The 16,697-nt window shown below is 59.9% G+C and carries 14 protein-coding genes; 11 read left to right on the forward strand and 3 right to left on the reverse strand.

Features of this window, described 5'->3' with window-relative positions; genetic code table 11:
• The first annotated feature begins 1,637 nt into the window (after positions 1-1,637).
• Genes ACUXH0_RS19820 through ACUXH0_RS19835 form a run of 4 tightly spaced genes read left to right on the forward strand, consistent with a single transcriptional unit; the run spans position 1,638 to position 5,221 of the window.
• A complete protein-coding gene (locus ACUXH0_RS19820) occupies positions 1,638-2,615 on the forward strand; it encodes a ParM/StbA family protein (protein ID WP_024542391.1) in 978 nt (325 codons plus the stop codon).
• A 55-nt stretch (positions 2,616-2,670) separates the two neighbouring features.
• Entirely contained in the window at positions 2,671-3,024 is a 354-nt protein-coding gene (locus ACUXH0_RS19825) for a hypothetical protein (protein ID WP_182594751.1), read from the forward strand.
• A 5-nt stretch (positions 3,025-3,029) separates the two neighbouring features.
• A complete protein-coding gene (locus tag ACUXH0_RS19830; protein ID WP_024542393.1) occupies positions 3,030-3,332 on the forward strand; it encodes a hypothetical protein in 303 nt (100 codons plus the stop codon).
• Entirely contained in the window at positions 3,329-5,221 is a 1,893-nt protein-coding gene (locus ACUXH0_RS19835; RefSeq protein ID WP_024542394.1) for a DNA topoisomerase, read from the forward strand. Before ACUXH0_RS19830 ends, ACUXH0_RS19835 begins: the two co-directional genes overlap by 4 nt.
• On the opposite strand, the gene ACUXH0_RS19840 is transcribed toward ACUXH0_RS19835, so the two are convergent.
• Positions 5,145-5,705, reverse strand: coding sequence for a helix-turn-helix domain-containing protein (locus ACUXH0_RS19840; RefSeq protein ID WP_024542395.1), 561 nt, complete (start codon positions 5,703-5,705; stop codon positions 5,145-5,147). The genes ACUXH0_RS19835 and ACUXH0_RS19840 overlap by 77 nt on opposite strands.
• Before the next feature lie 226 nt (positions 5,706-5,931).
• On the opposite strand from ACUXH0_RS19840, the gene ACUXH0_RS19845 reads away from it, so the two are divergent.
• From ACUXH0_RS19845 to ACUXH0_RS19875, 7 genes are all read left to right on the forward strand, one after another.
• Positions 5,932-7,146 (forward strand): hypothetical protein, encoded by a 1,215-nt coding sequence (locus tag ACUXH0_RS19845; RefSeq protein ID WP_182593468.1) that lies wholly within the window; start codon positions 5,932-5,934, stop codon positions 7,144-7,146.
• A gap of 75 nt (positions 7,147-7,221) precedes the next feature.
• Positions 7,222-8,955 (forward strand): type IV secretory system conjugative DNA transfer family protein, encoded by a 1,734-nt coding sequence (locus tag ACUXH0_RS19850; RefSeq protein WP_045220600.1) that lies wholly within the window; start codon positions 7,222-7,224, stop codon positions 8,953-8,955.
• A complete protein-coding gene (locus tag ACUXH0_RS19855) occupies positions 8,952-9,722 on the forward strand; it encodes a hypothetical protein (RefSeq protein ID WP_182597235.1) in 771 nt (256 codons plus the stop codon). The genes ACUXH0_RS19850 and ACUXH0_RS19855 overlap by 4 nt, the downstream gene beginning before the upstream one ends.
• 7 nt (positions 9,723-9,729) lie before the next feature.
• On the forward strand, positions 9,730-11,847 hold the full coding sequence (locus tag ACUXH0_RS19860; RefSeq protein ID WP_045220598.1) for an HD domain-containing protein: 2,118 nt from the start codon (positions 9,730-9,732) through the stop codon (positions 11,845-11,847).
• 256 nt (positions 11,848-12,103) lie between these two features.
• On the forward strand, positions 12,104-12,343 hold the full coding sequence (locus tag ACUXH0_RS19865; RefSeq protein ID WP_157774037.1) for a hypothetical protein: 240 nt from the start codon (positions 12,104-12,106) through the stop codon (positions 12,341-12,343).
• 72 nt (positions 12,344-12,415) lie between these two features.
• Complete coding sequence (locus ACUXH0_RS19870) at positions 12,416-13,000, forward strand: hypothetical protein (RefSeq protein WP_037042388.1); 585 nt, start codon at positions 12,416-12,418, stop codon at positions 12,998-13,000.
• Between the two features lie 3 nt (positions 13,001-13,003).
• On the forward strand, positions 13,004-13,606 hold the full coding sequence (locus ACUXH0_RS19875; protein WP_024542400.1) for a helix-turn-helix domain-containing protein: 603 nt from the start codon (positions 13,004-13,006) through the stop codon (positions 13,604-13,606).
• Between the two features lie 78 nt (positions 13,607-13,684).
• On the opposite strand, the gene ACUXH0_RS19880 is transcribed toward ACUXH0_RS19875, so the two are convergent.
• Both ACUXH0_RS19880 and ACUXH0_RS19885 read right to left on the reverse strand, forming a co-directional pair.
• Entirely contained in the window at positions 13,685-15,541 is a 1,857-nt protein-coding gene (locus ACUXH0_RS19880; protein WP_024542401.1) for a vWA domain-containing protein, read from the reverse strand.
• Between the two features lie 36 nt (positions 15,542-15,577).
• The gene (locus tag ACUXH0_RS19885) at positions 15,578-16,552 is read right to left on the reverse strand and encodes a DUF3150 domain-containing protein (RefSeq protein ID WP_024542402.1); all 975 of its coding nucleotides are present in this window, start codon (positions 16,550-16,552) and stop codon (positions 15,578-15,580) included.
• Positions 16,553-16,697: the final 145 nt, after the last annotated feature.

Consider the following 16,697-nt stretch of genomic DNA (forward strand, 5'->3'; position numbering starts at 1 on the left):
GCGCCGCATTCAATCTGCGTCGCCGAGTTGTCGGGCCGCCTTCAAGCCCTTTGCATGCGCCTCAATCAATAGACGTTCCGCCGATCGATGCGTGTGTTTGTCTCAGGTCTATGGATATGCGCCGCAATCAATGCTCATCGGCCAGCGATCCCGGCCTGGCGCAGTAGATCCCTCACCGGACCGCAGACCACGAGAACCCCGTCCACCATGCCGCTGCTCCGCTGTCGCGCCAACGGGAACCAGACCACCGGCTGAGCTCGGGCCCATCGCCCAGACCTGAGCGCTTGTGCCAGTGCCTTGTGTGCCCGCGGACTGCGCGAGACCAACCGCCCCCAGCGCACGGCCACCGCCCTCTGGGCTTTGATCTCGATCGCCCATGTCATGCCGTATGAACGTAGCAAGGCGTCTACATCGCCATATGGGCACGGAACCGACGCATGGACGACAACCTTCGAGCAGACCGCCCGGCGTAGTTCTCCGACAGCCTGCGCTTCCACCGCCTTGCCTCTCTCCCGAAACACCCCCCGGGCTACGTTCGCTCGCCCCATCAAAATCAGCAAGACACCAGTGGCCACCACGAACCATGCCGATGCGCGCCATGCTGCCCACACCAGCAGCAGCCCGACCAGCAATCTGGCCGCACCGGTAGCGTAATCCCTGCGCCAGGGAGCGTATCGATTCATAACAGATTCCTCCTCTAACTATCCTACCATTGCGCGCAACAGCAGAAAACCAGACCTACCGCCACCATTTGGGCCATGAGTCCGGAAACAAGCGAGCGAAGGCGAGCGAACATGCCCTTCCACATGTACGGTCGATCTGAGCGAGCGAAGGCGAGCGCAAAGGGGGCCCCAGGCGGTACTGCAGATGGAGCGAGTGAGCGCAGCGAGGGAGTGGAAGGGGTGTCGAAACCGCGCTTCGGACGAAGCGAGTGAGCGCAGCGAGGGAGCGCCAAGACTGACGAGAAAAATGCCTCCAGGAAAAGTTAAGGCCACCCCGGTATTGCATATAAAAGGCTATGTAGGGCACCCCGGGGTATTGCACGGCCAAACACACCAGGCACGTCTCTGGGTTCGGCACCTGAATGCCCCCAAAAGGATCTGCGTGGCTGGTTCCGCTAGCCCCTCTTGTATGGCACGCGAGCGCCCTACGTTCAGACCCTCGTGGGTAGCGCTCTGCCCAGCTGCGATGCATGGACTAACAGCCTATGACGGACGGATCCGATCTCGCGCACTCTCAACGCGCACACGCCAACCGTGGCGTCAGTAAATGGGGCAAAGAGTTAAGACGCGCAGCTATCTGACAGCGACCAGCAGCTAATGAGCAGCGTCGGGCAGCTACTCGGCAACGATTAGCAGCTATCGGGCAGCGGAGAACAGCTACGCAGCAGCCTGCATCAGCTATCCGGCAGCAGTGAGCAGCTAAACAGCAGCCAACATCAGCTATCCGGCAGCAGTGAGCAGCTAAACAGCAGCCCATATCAGCTATCCGGCAGCGATCAGCGGATGAGCAGCGGCAGCGCGCAGCTACAGAGCATCATCGAGCAGCCAATCAGCAGCGACCAGCGGCCGACTACTTGACTTCGATATGTTGCGCGGAATAGTATGTTTTACAGAATCTTTCTATGTGAGGAAAACGTGAAGGCAATCGGTCTGGATGTTGGCCACTCTGCTGTGAAACTGGCGTACTCGCGCGGCGCTCTCCCCGAAACGGCGCTGATTCCCACGGCCGTCGTACCGGCCTTCACCATCTACGACGATGGCGCAGCCAAGCGCGCAGCGCGCGAAACCGTCCAGGTCGGCGGTCGCTCCTACTTCGTAGGCGAAACTGCCATTGCCCAGGGTGGCATGCGCACCACACCCGGTCTTTTCGAGGACTGGGTGCAGACATCTCAGCACGACGCACTGCTTCTGGCCGGCCAGCGCCTGGCCATTGAATCTGGCGCGGACGAGGAAGCGTTGATCGTTCTGGGCCTGCCGGCTGGCCTTTACGCTCGCCAGCGCGACGCACTGCGCGAACGCGCGAGCCGCCTTCTGGGCACTGAAGTGATGGTGATGTCCCAGCCGTTCGGCCCGTTCAGCTTGCACATGATCGACGAGCGCGGCGTTCTCCGCTCGGCTCACGCCCTGGAGAGCGAGTCCTGGGCAGTCATCGAGGTCGGCTACTACACCACCGATTTCACTTTGCTCCGCAATGGCTTGTGGATCGAAGACAAGACCGCGTCGTGCAGCGGAGTGAGCCGAGCCACCGATCGACTGCGCAAGGCGCTCAGCGTTTCGGGCGTCTCCTCCACGCTCATGGAGTGCGAGGAAATTCTGCGCACACGCAAGATGCGCAACTTCGGCGAAATGGTCGGCGTCGATCGCGAAGTCGACGATGCGCTTGGCCCGATGATCTCGGAAATCCTGGACACAGCCGACACCCTGTTTGCTGCCGACGCGCGTGGCCTCGACGGAATCATCGTCACAGGTGGGGGCAGCGACTATGTCGTCGAGGCGATCCAGTCGCGCTGGCAACGTGTCGTCAAGCCGGCGAATCCGCGCTTCTCTGTTGCCGAAGGCATGCGCAGGCAGGGTGAGTACAAGCTGCGCATGCGGGAACCGCAGGTGGCGTGATATGGGAAAGGTCCAGCGCATCACGTTGAATATTCACTCGGACAAGCACCCCGAGTTGACCCAGTTCATCAAGAGCCTGCCGGCCGGCACGGTTGCCGTATTGCTGCGTGACAAGCTGACCCAGATCGTCAAAGAGATCGGGCCAGGCCAAGGAGATCCATTGGCTCGCCTCGAATTCCACCTGGATAGCGCACGCCAATTGCTTGAGCTCACGCGTTCGGGAGGCGTGACAGGTTGCACACAGGTTGGGCCCAAGGTAGAGCCTGCGGCGCCGGTGGCCAACCCGTCCACACCGAAAAGCGATCACACATCAACCCTTGGCATCGAGACGCCTGCGCCTGCGCCCGACAGAGCGCAGCCGACGCCAGCCCTCAGCGAAGCGGCCCGCCGGTTGGCCAACCAATTCTGAAGAACATGCCAAAGCATCCCATCTTCGTATTCGATCCTATCTCTGCCGCATGTGACCTGCTTTCTTTTGGTCATGACGAGGACTTCGTGGCGGCTTACGACTGGATCTTCAGTGGCGATCAGGAACAGGGTTCCTTCCAGCAAGTTTGTGTCGATTCCGGCTACAACCCACTGGCGCTTCAGGAGAGCATTCGCTGCGACTTTCGGATGCTGGATCGCCGCTACCGTGAGATTGTGACGGCGGGCGACGGTATCGATGCGCAGGAATTCCAGATGTGTGATGAAGACACCGGAGAGTGGCCGCTGTGAAGCTGATAATCGCAGAGAAGCCTTCGGTGGCCCGGGCCATTCAGGATTGCCTGCCGGCGACTGGATACGCTGTTACGAACTGCTTCGGCCACCTGCTTGAACTCGCGCAGCCGCATGCCTACGACCCGAAGTGGGAAAAATGGGATCCGGCCACCCTTCCAATCAAGGTCGTCAATTGGAAACTCGTCCCTAAGGACGGCGCCAAGGAGCAGATCAAGAAGATCGCGGCCCTTCTAAAGTCAGCAACCGTCGTGATCAACGCCGGCGATCCTGACCGCGAGGGCCAGCTGCTCGTCGACGAAGTCCTCGAGCACCTCGGTTGGCGCGGGCCAACACAACGCTTGATGCTGAATGCCACCGATCCAGCCTCCGTCAAGAAGGCGCTGGCAAAGATCGAGGACAACGCCAAGTATCACCCCGTACGCGACGCCGCCGCCTGCCGGCAGGGGGCCGATTGGCTGATCGGCATGAATATGTCGCGAGCCGTCACCAAGCTGCTCTCCGACGGCGCACTTGTGAGCATCGGTCGTGTCCAGACGCCCACGCTGGCCATGATTGTCCGGCGCCAGCGAGAAATCGATGCCTTTCGCTCGGAGACCTTCTACAAGCTGCGCGCGACTTTCAGAACGGATGCCGGTGCGACGATTGATCTGATGGCCGAGCCGCAGCCGCGGGTGCTGGACGAGAAGATCGCGCAGGCGCTTGCCACAGCGGTGAAGTCCAAGCGCACGAGCCTGGCGGTGGAGACCGCGGCGGCTGTGCGTCGGGCTCCGCTGCCCTATGACCTCTCCTCGTTCCAAAAGGACGCGGAGGCCGCGTTCGGTTGGACGGCCGCGCAAAGCCTGGCCAACCTTCAGGCCTCGTACGAGGCAAAGCTGACCTCGTACCCCAGAACGGACTGCCGCTACCTACCCAGCGAGCAGGCCGGCGACGCGCTGCGCATCGCAAAGGTGGTGGCCTCCGCCATCAACCCGGCGCCCGCGCCTGCACTGATTGACCTGATGCGCCCATCGTCGCGCATCTACGACAGCAAGAAGGTCGAGGAACACCATGGCGTCATTCCAACCGGGATGGTGCCCGGCTCGACGACGTCCGATGTGGTCCGCAAGGCGTGGCAGTTGGTATGTCTGCAATTCCTCCGCAGTCTTTTACCCGACTCGAAGGTTGAGGAGTCGCGCGTCTCTGCGGTGGTCGATGTCGGTGGGCGCACCATCAAATCGGTGGAATTCTCAGCGAACTATGAGCGCCTCCTGAATGCGGGTGCGTCATGGGAGGCGCTGTCCCGCTCAGGCACGCGCGAGGACGGGGATGCTGAAAAGCAAGTGCGAACACTGCCACCGGGAATTGACGACGGCGACGCTGCGATGGCGATCGCATGCGAGCAAGTTCAGGCAAAAACCACTCCGCCCAAGCCATACACGGAGGCTAGCCTGATTTCGGACATGCGTAGCGTGGCCAAATACGTACAGGATCCCAAGCTGAAGGCAGTCTTGAAGGAAACCTCCGGGATTGGCACTGCCGCGACTCAGGCCGAAACGATCGAAACACTCAAGCGCCGCAGCTTCATCCGAGTGGACAAGAAGGCGATTCGGCCCACCGAACTGGGTTGCCAGGTCATCGACTCGATTCCCCAGGAAATGACTGACCCTGGGGTGACTGCGGCGTGGGAGGATGCGCTAGGAATGATCGCCAAAGGCAAGTACGCCCCGGCGCTTTTCATGAAAGGCATCGATGCCGTGGTCGAGCGCTGGCTAGGAATGATCCGTTCCAGCGCTCGCGATGGCCGGCGCATTACTGCAGAGGCACAAAAACCTACTTCCCGATCTTCGGCATCCGCAAAGCCGGCAAGAAGTGCGTCTTCGAAGCCCGCTCGTAGAGGCGCACGATGAACTGGCGGTCTTTGATGGACAACTTGTTCCACTCTGCGTAGCTGGGGCACAGCAAGTTCGCTTTGTCTTCCTGCATCGCGTGGAACGCACGATCCATAGCGGCCTTGAGCTCGTCGGGTTCGAAGAAATCCTGTGCGGTCAGAATGCCGGCCCAAATGTAAACCTGCGCAACCGAGACGTTCAGGTAGTTCGCAATACGAACAACGAACTCACGCGAAATCGAGCGTGCCCGCTCCGCATTGGAGAGCACCGAGACAAGATACGAGTAGCTCACACCCAGTTCGATCGTCAAATCGGCCAGGCTTTGGCCGCTCTCAAGACGCCGAACGTTGATGCGCTGAGCCAGCAGGTTCGCCGGCTCCTCACTGAACTCCTCGCCCTGACTGGCACGAGCGCCCCGCCCTTTCGTCACCGTATGCGCACTCGAAACAGCCGGGATCTGCGATTTCTTCGCCTGCCGCAACGACACCGAGCCAGTCGTCAATTTCTTTCCCCTAACAGGTTGCATGGCTTATTCCCCATTGAGTAGCCGCCCTGGACAAGCGGTCGTGTTGTTAACAACTATCAATTGTATATGGTTGCTGCGATGTTGGTATTTGTAAACCCTACCCCTTAACAATTATTTACGAGTTGCCCTCCCGCAGCGGAGGCTTATAATTACGCGCAACTTCACGCAAAATGCGTAATGATGACGCCAACCGAGTTGTGGAATGCGCTCGGTTACATCGCCGATTGATGAGCAAGGACACAGGAGAGGAACATTGGACGCTACCAACGATCAGGCAACACCCGTGCAGCCACATGATGTCGAGACAACTGGCGGGGAAGCCGTAGCGGGGCCGACGCGCCTCGGGGCCGCGCCGGAACGTCAGAGGGAACCGGTCGAGCGCCCCAAACAGCTTCTGCGCGGCGGCCTCAAGTACGTCAACGACATGCTGAATATTGGCTGGGTCGCCGGCTTTGCTCACCCTCTGAATGAACGAACCTTCATCGTTCAGCAAAACAATAACCTCGAGCACGCACTACGCGTGGTGGTCGATCCAGCGCGTTACGACACAGCGCGACTGGCCCGCCGTCCATTGACCGTGCAAGTGCATATCCGCGGCGAGCGCGACGAGCACGGCCCGCAGGCTGTGGCGCACTGCATCGGCATCGAACACCCGAACGTGATGGACTTGCCAGCGCAGCGCGTTTGGCTTTCTGGCTTTGGCACCTCGCCCGACAAGCTCAAGCTCCTGCGCGGCATGGCGAAGAAGGACTTCAACCCGTTCGACGAGAGCGGCAACATCAAGCCGGAATACGCACCGTACATGCGGCGTGACGCCAAGCCCGGCGCAGACGAAAGCCCGCTCAACGAAACTACCCGCTCCTACGTTGATGCCTACCGCTATTTCGATGACGTGATCGAAGCCTCCGGTGGCGTTGTCGACTCGCGCCTTGGCGCTGGGCAGAACTACATGGCGGTGGCCGGCTTCGTCGATGCATGCGCCTATGTTCCACCTACCGAACACCGACAGGGCTATGGCCTGGTCCTACTTCGCCAGCAAGCCAACTCGGAAGTGAACATCCCGATTCGGATCGTGGGTCGTAAGGCCCAAGCCGTGCTCAACCGGATCAAGGAGGGAACGCCGATCATGGTTGAGGGCATTCTGCGGCGCAAGGTGTACCCGCGCGATGACGATCCGACGATGATCGCGTCATCCCATACATACATCGAGACCGTGACTGGCGTGGCAATCGCGAAGTACGGTCAGGACATGCTGTCCATCCCCTCGTGGGTGGCGCAGATCCGCCAGCGCTTGTTGGAGCGCGCTGAACAAGCGAAAGCCAGGCGTGCGGCGTTGCACCAAGCGCAGCAAGAGGAGCGTGGCAAACAAAAGCCCTCCACGACGGAAAGCGAGTGGGTGGAGCTCGACAGCCTGTAGGCCGCGGTCGCCCGCGCCGTCGAATCACCGTCGGCGCGGAATCGATTCACCGTTCAATTTACTGGGTGCTGGCGAATGTCCCGACTCGGGTTTCGAAACTTCCTGGACTTGCGGCTTGGCGGATTCCAGGACACAACGGCGCTGCTCGCCGCTATCGGCAGCGGGCTTCTAGCGACGCCGTCCCTTAACGATCTGCCTGGCGCCCTGTTTGCCAGCACGGCCATGTCTGCCGCCGGGATCATGTCGTTGAGCGGGCGCTTCGACTCGCTGTTTGACCGCCGGGCGCACCGATCTTCGGTCTTCATCAATTCGGATACGGAACACGCCGTCGAGCGCCTGTCCCGCGACATCCTGACTGGCGCCTGGGATGGCGTATTGCTCGGTTACACAGTGGATGGCAACGAGCCGATCATCGTGTCCTGGGATGACTGGATGCGCCACGTGTTCATCGTTGGCCAGTCGGGCATGGGCAAGACCGTGCTCGGTGAATGGGTCATGTTCCAGCAGATCATGCGCGGCGGCGGCCTCCTCTGGATTGACGGCAAGGTGGATGCGTCCAACGTCCGCAAGCTCGACGCGATGTGCGCATATGCTGGTCGGCGCGATGATCTGCGCATCATCAATCCCGGCGACCCAAGTTTCTCCAACACCTACAACTCGATCCTCAAAGGCGATCCAGACGAGGTTGCTTCGCGTGTGCTTTCGCTCATCCCCTCGACCGAGAGCAATGCAGGTGCAGACTATTACAAGCAAAAATCCAACCAGGGTATGACCACGCTGGTCGGCGCAATTCAGTCTGCGAAGATGGCCTATTCGTTCAGCGACATCGCCATCCTTCTGCAAAACGAGCGTGCGCTCCAATACCTGTCCACGCTGTTGCCAATTTCGACTGATGCAGGCCGTGAGCTCGCGCTATTCATCGACAGCTTGAAGACTGTCGATCGGCAGGGGCAGCGGGTGATCGACATCAAGAAGATCAACGACCTCTTTGGCGGCCTGGGCGGACGGATGCACATGTTCGGGTCAGGCAACTTCGGCCAAATCACCAACACATACGACCCTGAGGTTGACCTGTACGAAGCCGTACGGAGAAATCAGATCGTCTATCTGCCGCTACCCACGATGGGCAAGAACGAGGCGGCGACAAACTTCGGCAAACTGGCCATCGGCGACTTTCGCTCGGCCATCGCCAAGGTGCAGAGCTTGCCTCCAGAGCAACGGCCGGATCCGCCTTACCTGGGGTTCTTCGATGAAGCAGGCTCATACGTGACGCCAGCATGGAGCCGCATGTTTGAGCAATCCCGATCCGCGCGGCTTGTCATGATGCCGGCAATCCAGACCATCGCCAACTTGGACGCGGTGAGTTCGGAATTGCGCGAAATGGTGCTCGGAAACACCGTGGTCAAGGTGTCCTTCCGCATCGGCACCGAAGACACTGCAGAACATGTGACCAACTTTTTCGGGACCGAGCAGGTGGCGTCTGTCTCGGTATCGATGGGACGCGGTGGCGGCATCAGCGCGAGCGCAGGTACGGGGCAAAAGCAAAACGTCTCGTTAGCCACCAACGCCGGTTACTCGGAGAAGTACCAGGAAGTGCAGCGTATTCCGATCAACGACCTTAAGCGGCTGGAAAAAGGCGAGTGCATCGTCTCTATCGGAGGAAAGAGCGTCTACCACGTGAAGGTGCCCATGGTGCAGTTTTCCAAGTCATTTATGGACTCCATCGGTGAGCCGCAGATCAACCACTCCCGCCGCAAGTTCGTTCGCGGCCTGAACCTTTATGCAGAGGCACCACGTTGGCTGAGTTGAGCAAAGCCGATGGCAAATCGGAATACTACGAATTGCTTGCCCTCCTGGCCAGCGACGGTGACGACCAAGGCGCGCAGCCATCATCGGCCGAGGATACCGAGGGCGACGATGGATTCGAGAATGCCTTCTTTTCCGGCATCGATCTCGAGGAGGAAGCGGCAGATCACCGGCCGCTTGAGGCACCAGTTAATGCAAGCGACTTTGGTGACCCGCGCCTTCAGTTTGTGTTCGAGCGCACCAAGGAGAACATTCGGACCGCCTGCAAAGTTAACACCAAGCCTGGCCCTCGGAAGAACGCTCTACGCTGGATCTTCGTGCCCGGCTCGCCGGACAAATACAGTCTGGAATTCGAGTTGTGCTGTACGGCAATGGGTGCCCGCCCGCTTGTGCTGCGCGCACGCACGCAATATCAGCTGTGGAAGGCCGGCATCGTATTGCCCGAACCACTGGACCTTCTGTCCGTTTCCCTGCCACACGCGTTCACATCCGAGATCATGACCATCATCGGGTTGGAGGCATGCGTAGGCCTAGCAGACATGATCTGGAGTTGGCCTGGTATCTCTGGAGTGTTCCTGCGCAAGCGCAGCCAGGACATTCTCGGCCTAGACGAGCAGGGCTATCGCATGGCCTTGCGCGAGCTCATGGCCAATGGCTTTGTCGCTTCCGGCCACGCCTGCTTGTACTTCATCGCGCGCAATCCCGACCTGATGACCGCCGCCCAGCTGCGGCGCTTCAGCTTTTCACGTTCTATCCACGGCGATACCTGAGAACGCCATGCGTAACGAACTGCTCAAAAGCGTCCTCATCGTTTTCCTATTCTGGTTCATCGTGCTCACGGTAGCGGCGCTTCCGGACTTGCAGATGCTGCGCGCTACCGCAATCAGGTTGGGTGTGATCTGGTCCGGCGGCGTGCTGCTCGGAACTGGATTCTGGCTGCTGCGCCGCGCTGTTAGGGGCGCACCAGGCTCTGAGAGTGCGGAGCAATCGATCGTTACAGCCACCATCATGAGCGATCCGCAGACCAAAAGTACACAGTCAGTGCCACTACCGGCTGCGCTGCTTCCTGCGATGGCCCACAACATCGGCGCGGCATTGTCCGATACCCGCACCGGGCAAATCGCACAGAATCTGATGCAGCGCTATCCCTGGTGGAATGCTTATGCCGCGAAGAATCCGCTCCATGCTGCCGCCCTGCTAGATGTGTGGCGCATCTTGCTTAGCAAGCAAGATCTTCCTGCTGCGCCGGTGCCACAAGATCACGGTGGCGCAACGCTGGTGGAGCACACGCTGAACGTGCTGGATGGCATGCTTGAGCTTGCCCCGGCTTGGCGCTACGAAGGCGTGCGCGACACCAAGGGCAAGGTTGTCGTACCTGTTGCCGACGTCAACCGAGGATTCCACGTGTTCGACAAGGGCGATCCCGTGCTCAACCCCATGCTTGTCCTGGCGGCTGTCGCGCACGATATAGGAAAAGTCGAGTGCTATCGGCAAGTCGACCCCAAGCGGCCTGAACGTGTGGAGGAGGTAGCGCCAAATCATGGCGAGATGGGCGCGAAGATGCTGCGCGGCGTGCCGTCGCTCATGAATCTGTCGATCGGTGACCGTCAGGCTCTGATACTGGCGGTCTCCTACTACCACCACATGTCGGACATGCCGATCGCTGGGTGGATGGGCGACCTCCCGCGCAGTCTCATGATGTTGCTGTATGAAGCTGACTGCCTTGCTTCGTGGCGCGAGGGGGGACGCGACGAGGAGAAGATGAGAGCGGGATCAGTGACCCAGCGCGCCGCGAAGGGCGATGCGGCGCAGCGGTCGCAGGCTTCCGTGCAAGACATGATGCCGCAGGAGGATGATGACGCGCCGGCCTTCGAGCACGATGATCTGCAAGAGGATCCAAACGCAACCGCCACAGAAGAAGCACGGCACCTTATCGATCGGGCACGTGCGGCAGCGCCAGCCCGGGAACACAAGCGCAAGGATGCCACCGAAGTCAACGCCGACGTTGCCCGACCCTACTGGAAACATCCAACTGGGCGTACGCCGCTGGACTTCTTGACTGAGGCACTTACGCGGGATAGCGCGATCAACGGGCGTAGTACGCAAAAGAGGCTGGCAATCTGGTCTGCTCCTTGGTTGTACGTTCTGGACCAAAAGATGCGCACCGTCATGGAGCCGGACATCGGCGACACGTCCGCGCCACGCGGCCAGATGTCCAGCTTCACCAAGGAGCTTCTCGCTCAGCTGGAAGCTAAGGGTTGGCTGTACAACAACCACGAGGGCGTTCGCCTATCCCACAAACGCGCCCTGTGGCTGTGCGACATGGGGGGCGATAACCAGGTGGCCATGCTGGTTGTTTCCGACGAGTGCATACCCAAGATCATTTTGACCAATGCAGGCGGCATCAAGGAAGCGCCGCAAATCGTACGCCCTCTCTGGGGGGCGACGAGCGCCATCAACAAAAGAGGCGGCTCGGTTGATGACGGCGACATATCGGAGACACCCGAGCCACCCGCGACCGCGGGTGAGGCGCGGATGCACTTGAAGGAAGTTGAATCCGAGCGTGAGGCCCCTGAGGATAGCGTGCCGGCGCCGCAAGAGTCTGACGTTTTCTCGGTGCTACCGCCAGGCTTTGGCGCGGCAATCGTCGAGTCAGACGAGCCGGACGACCCCGAGCTTGCCTTACCACCCAGGCCGATCCTAGACCTCTACCGGCTCAGGCAGGACGTGATGGAGGGCAAATTCATGCCCGAGAAGCACGATGATGGAACGGTGCTCGTAGCAGCCGACCTTGTTTGGACCGAATATGAGCAACCGCGCACAATTCCAGAGGGCATGAAGCTGGTGCTCAATTCGAGGACTGGTACAAAATTTCTGCGATTCAAGCTTGCTTAGTGCCTCTACATTCAGAGTTAGAGGTTGCTTAATTCATATGATTCATATGGCGTAGCGGGGAATTTTTCTTCGATCGCAAAGCTTAGTTATTCAAGCTGATCCTGAGACGGGGTACTAAGTTCAATTGCGTACCCCGCTTAGGGGGGATTGTGGATAGTTCGCATTCAGCAAGAGCATACGGGTTCAATATGAATACCCGCAAGATCAAGAGCCGGCGCGCCTTTGACGAGACGGGTGAAATTTTAAGCACATGGGGGTGCGGGTGTTGTTCGATAAAATTGATCCGATGTCACTTGCGCAATTTAACGGGCAAGCGGTTGAAGAGCCCAGAATTGTTTCTATTGGGCGCGACGAGATTGTTTTTCACGGCGGCGTACAAAAAGCCTTGCTTTCCGGCCCGGCTCTTCACGTCGCATTAGCCCATATCTGGACTACTACGCCCATGGCGCACGATGCGATCGTCGAAATCGTGCAGCTGCTCGACCACCTCTTCTAGCGAACAATGGCAGCAACCCGCTGGGATGCATCCCGCCTTCAAGGAATACGGGATGGCACAGATACCGAATACTTGGCCATCCTCAATCGAAGCGTACGTGGATGCGCGGTCGTTGGCGCGCGCGCCCTGGGCAAGAGCGTCGGACATTCCATCTTCGAGGAAGTGTGCCAGGAGCTCTGGATCTTTCTGCTCTCCAAGCTGGATACGCTACGACCGGATGCTCCACTCGAGCCCTACCTGATCGCGGCAGCCAAGCTCATTGCCATGTCCACGGCAAGGAAGCTTTTCCCCCTCGCGGAGAAGAGCATAGACGAGGACTCCGACGGCGAATCTGGTGAAAGCTGGGTGCGTTCGAAGATGGAATTCGAGGCCGGCAACAACCCTGGGGAAGCCGACGGCGGCGTCGGTCTGGCCACGGAAACGGAAGGACATGCTGAGTGGGGCCTTGATGCAGCGCTTGGCTTTCCAGGCGAAGCTGCGACGCAAGGCGGCGACGACACTGCTGAAAACCTAAATGGCGCAACAGATCATCTTCGCGCGACGCCCACGTCTGTTGCGGATGTTGAGGCTCGCATCGACAGAGAAAAAGCGCTACAATTGCTAACCAATAAGAGCCCACAGCTACGTCAGCTGCAGCTCTACAACCGGTTGGCCTAAGCGATGTCGATCTCCAAGCAAATTCACGATCAGGTTGAAGACGATTCCGCACCTTTTCGGATGATTCCCGATGACACCGAAGAGGTGTCGAAAAAGGTTCTGCAAGAAGCCCCGCGCCAGGATCAATCGGCCAAACGCAGGCACGGTCACGTCCCCAAGAGCGAGGCGGGGAAGATTCTGCGCGACATCCGCAAGACGCTTGGCGTCAGCATGATGGAAATGGCCTCCAACCTGAACTTGCAATACGTAACCTACTGCTCGTACGAGTACGGCAAGGTATTGCATGTCAATGAGGAAATCCTGAATCGCGCGCAAGAGCTACTGGTAGCGGACCGTGATCGCCTGAAGGCGCTCGAACCGTTCGCTGGTCGCACGATGCAGCAGATCGTGAAGAACTGGTGCCTGCGAATGGACATCCCGTTTGGCAACATCACCGAGTTTGCTAACCAAATTGGTGTGAACAAGTCGACCGTCAGCCGCTGGCTGTCTGGCGAAATCAAGCCGCAGCCGCAGCAGATCCTGCGCTACGAAGCGATCGTCACGAACGTGGAGCGGCTCTTGAATAACGCTCGCGCACGCGTACTGGAAAAGCAAGCGGCTAATTGACGGCGCATCCGCGCCAGATCTGCTGGTATCAAAAAAAAGACCCCGGAAGCCGCTTACGCGACTGTCCGGGGTTTTCCTTTACTGCGGGCGCATTGCGCGCTGAATGGCTCTGAACGTCGCATTGACGAACGCGTCTGGGTGCCAGTTCACCACGTTCTCTACGACCATCCCTGGAACCTTCTGGTCGCTACCGATCACGACGTTGGCCAGTTCGATGTTGGCCATCTTGGCGGTCTCGATGACGTCTTGCGCAGCCCCGAAATCACCGTCGGTGATGGTCAGCACGATCTTGCGATTACGCCGAGAGCTTGCCACGCTGGCTAGGGCTGTCATGGCAGAGCTTGCCCACATCGTCCCGCCAGTGGGCCGGTAACACGCGGCGATCTGACTGCGGTGCGCCTTCCAGGTTTCGTCATGCTTGAGCAAGACTGTCCGTCCGTCGTTGAAGAATGACATCGAGACATCCACCAGGCCGTTGAACTCCGCGCAGGCATCGCCTACAGCCATGAGGCAGTCCGTGACGACAGTGGTAATACCGCTCATGGAACCAGACGCATCGACCATGATCTCGATCGCCGTGTCCAGGCCCGGTGCGGTATCACCCTCCTCGTAGAACACGTCGCGCTTTCCCAAGCGCGCGGGCAGCATCGAAACGGATAGCAGCCGGCCAGTTTCGCCAGCAGCATCGTCCTCGTCTTCGGCTTGCGCCTGCAACAGGTCACGCATGCGCGTGCGCAGCTTATGAGCCATGCTGCTGATCGGTCGTGAGCTCTTTGGCTGACTGTTCCGCGTCTTGCGCAAATCACCAGCTGGCTTGACGTAGGTGGAGTCGTCGTTTGTGGCGACCCATTCCTTGATCACGTCTTCCGGCGAGACGTTGAACGTGGCATTGGGATTGAACTTGAACTCGTTGCCACCACGTCCCTGGCCATTGCCTGTGGCTCCCTGTGCATTGGTTTTCCCAATGTCAGGTTGCCCACCGCCGCTCGATGCGAGGTCACCACCAGCACCCTGACCGGCATCCTGATGACTCCCGTTCGCCCCTTGCGCGCCCTGTCCGTCTTTCCCAGGCGCCACAGACTGGCCCGACTGGTCCGCCTGGGTACTGCCAGAATGGCCTGGCTGCGATGGTTGGCTTTGCCCGTTTCCGGCGCCGCCCTGCTGCCCCGCCGTACTTTGCTGACTTTGAGCCTGGGGTTGCTGGCTCTGGGGTTGCTGCTGGGGCTGTTGAAGCAACCTGCAGATCTCCTCCGCAGCCTCCACAGCCTCTCTCGTCGATGAGCCTGTCGCACCGCGACGTGCAACCACCATGACCTCGTCGGTCAGTGCATCGCCGAGCGCGCCTCGCATGCCCTTCTCGCACGTGGCATTCTTGGCCAGATCGAGGGGCTGCCTGAGGATTTCCGTGCGCAGGGTACGCAGGATGCCCAGACCGATGCAACTATGTACGTCAGCGGTCGGATCCCAGAATCCACGAGCATCCACTTCGCCCGCCATCTCCGCAAGGATCTTGCGGGCACCCGGGAGCTCCCTCGGCGCTAGCGCTTCGATACGCACGTCCTCTAGCACGTTGGCCAAGGACTGTGCAAACGCAGTGCTACCCCACACCGAAAAATCGGTGTGTCGGCCATGTCCAAGGGCTTCGTGGGCCATCGCGCCTCGGAGCATGGCGCTCATCGGCACAACTTCAGCAGGATCCACAGCCGCCAGCGACGGCGGAATAATCACTGTCATCGTGCCACTGGGTTCCTTCCTGATTGCGAAGGTCGGGGCGTTGCTGTCCCAGACGACCTGCATCCCAGCCTGACGTGCAAGCATGTTTGCGAGAATCGAAAGATTGACCATCTTGAGCTCCTGTTTGGTTCTGGCGAAATGCCAGCGTTCACGATTGGTTGTCCGCTCGAGGAAAAGAAAAAACCCGCCGGCGACATACATCGCGCGGCGGGTTCGTGTTGTGGACTGATCTGTCCCTCACCAGGACCAGGCTTCCACAGGTTCCTCAACTTGAACCGTGGCGACTGCGGTGGACTCTGGTTGGTTCGCCTGAATCGGCGCTTCTTCAGGCAAGGCAGCTTGCCAGTTCAGGTCCAGCGTAGCGACTTGAGCCTGAGCTTGACGTACCCCGAGCAGCAGGGCCGGGTCAATCTGGTCGGGTAGGTTGCTGGAGATGCTGACCAGGAAGTCAGGCCGCTCCAGGGCACCCATCAGCGCAGCGAGGATCGCGTAGTCCGTGCCTTCGATCTTGCCACTATCAGGCAACCGTTGAAGAGTCGCCTCGATGAGCCTGGCCGCTTGCCCCAGATTTCCGCCCAGGAATTCCAGCGTGCGCAGTTTCTCCCGGATTCGGTGAACGATCCCCAGCGTCTTTTTGCCGGCCACGCCCCGGGACGGATCCCACGAAGTGCGGACGTCCTGGGCGATTTCTTCCAGGGCGCGCCGCGGCAGTACGCCGAGCTCGACCAACACGCCGTCTTCTGCCGGATTCGCGTTGGCTACCACGCTGTTGTCGATCTTGTAGATTGCCACCGACACGCCCATACGAGCGCGCGCGTCGTCGATTGTCGGGAACCGGCCTTGGTAGGGCCCGATCTCCGGGTGATCGTCGAGCCATTGCTCCTTGCTTTCCTCGAACTTGTCGAGGAACGCAGAGATGGCTTGGCGAGCATCTTCAACCGTCGGTGCCAGCAGCGCCTGAAGTGTGCCTGCGGCATCCTCCGGCACCGCCCAGCCCGACAAGAAACGCACGCCCATGCTGCGGCAGATGCGCGCCATACGGGAGCGGATGGTGCCCAGGCCGGTCAGCGTCTCGGGATCGATGTAACGAACGGAGCCACCCGTGAACGCCGGACCATTCTCAGCGCCCGTGTCCTTGGAGACCGTACCGCTGATCGCGCGCAGATCCGGGGCGAAAACCACAACGTTCTTGAGAATGCTTTCTTGCGTCATGACACTACTCCTTGTAGTTCCGGCAATGCGCCGGGGTTCAGGGAGTAATTGTCAGATATGGACGAAGAAAAACCGGGGCCTCACGGAGGCGCCCGGTTGTGTTTTGGCATGCTAGCGTCCTTGCGCGACGTGTGCCACGAGGGCT

It is taken from the genome of Ralstonia sp. 110700041-2 (assembly GCF_056280165.1).

Excerpts from the sequence above, each read along its gene's own strand:
- ACUXH0_RS19830 (WP_024542393.1), top strand. The coding sequence starts at position 3,030 with ATGCCAAAGCATCCCATCTTCGTATTCGATCCTATCTCTGCCGCATGT.
- ACUXH0_RS19845 (WP_182593468.1), top strand. The coding sequence starts at position 5,932 with ATGCGCTCGGTTACATCGCCGATTGATGAGCAAGGACACAGGAGAGGA.
- ACUXH0_RS19850 (WP_045220600.1), top strand. The coding sequence starts at position 7,222 with ATGTCCCGACTCGGGTTTCGAAACTTCCTGGACTTGCGGCTTGGCGGA.
- ACUXH0_RS19860 (WP_045220598.1), top strand. The coding sequence starts at position 9,730 with ATGCGTAACGAACTGCTCAAAAGCGTCCTCATCGTTTTCCTATTCTGG.
- ACUXH0_RS19875 (WP_024542400.1), top strand. The coding sequence starts at position 13,004 with ATGTCGATCTCCAAGCAAATTCACGATCAGGTTGAAGACGATTCCGCA.
- ACUXH0_RS19880 (WP_024542401.1), bottom strand. The coding sequence starts at position 15,541 with ATGTATGTCGCCGGCGGGTTTTTTCTTTTCCTCGAGCGGACAACCAAT.
- ACUXH0_RS19885 (WP_024542402.1), bottom strand. The coding sequence starts at position 16,552 with ATGACGCAAGAAAGCATTCTCAAGAACGTTGTGGTTTTCGCCCCGGAT.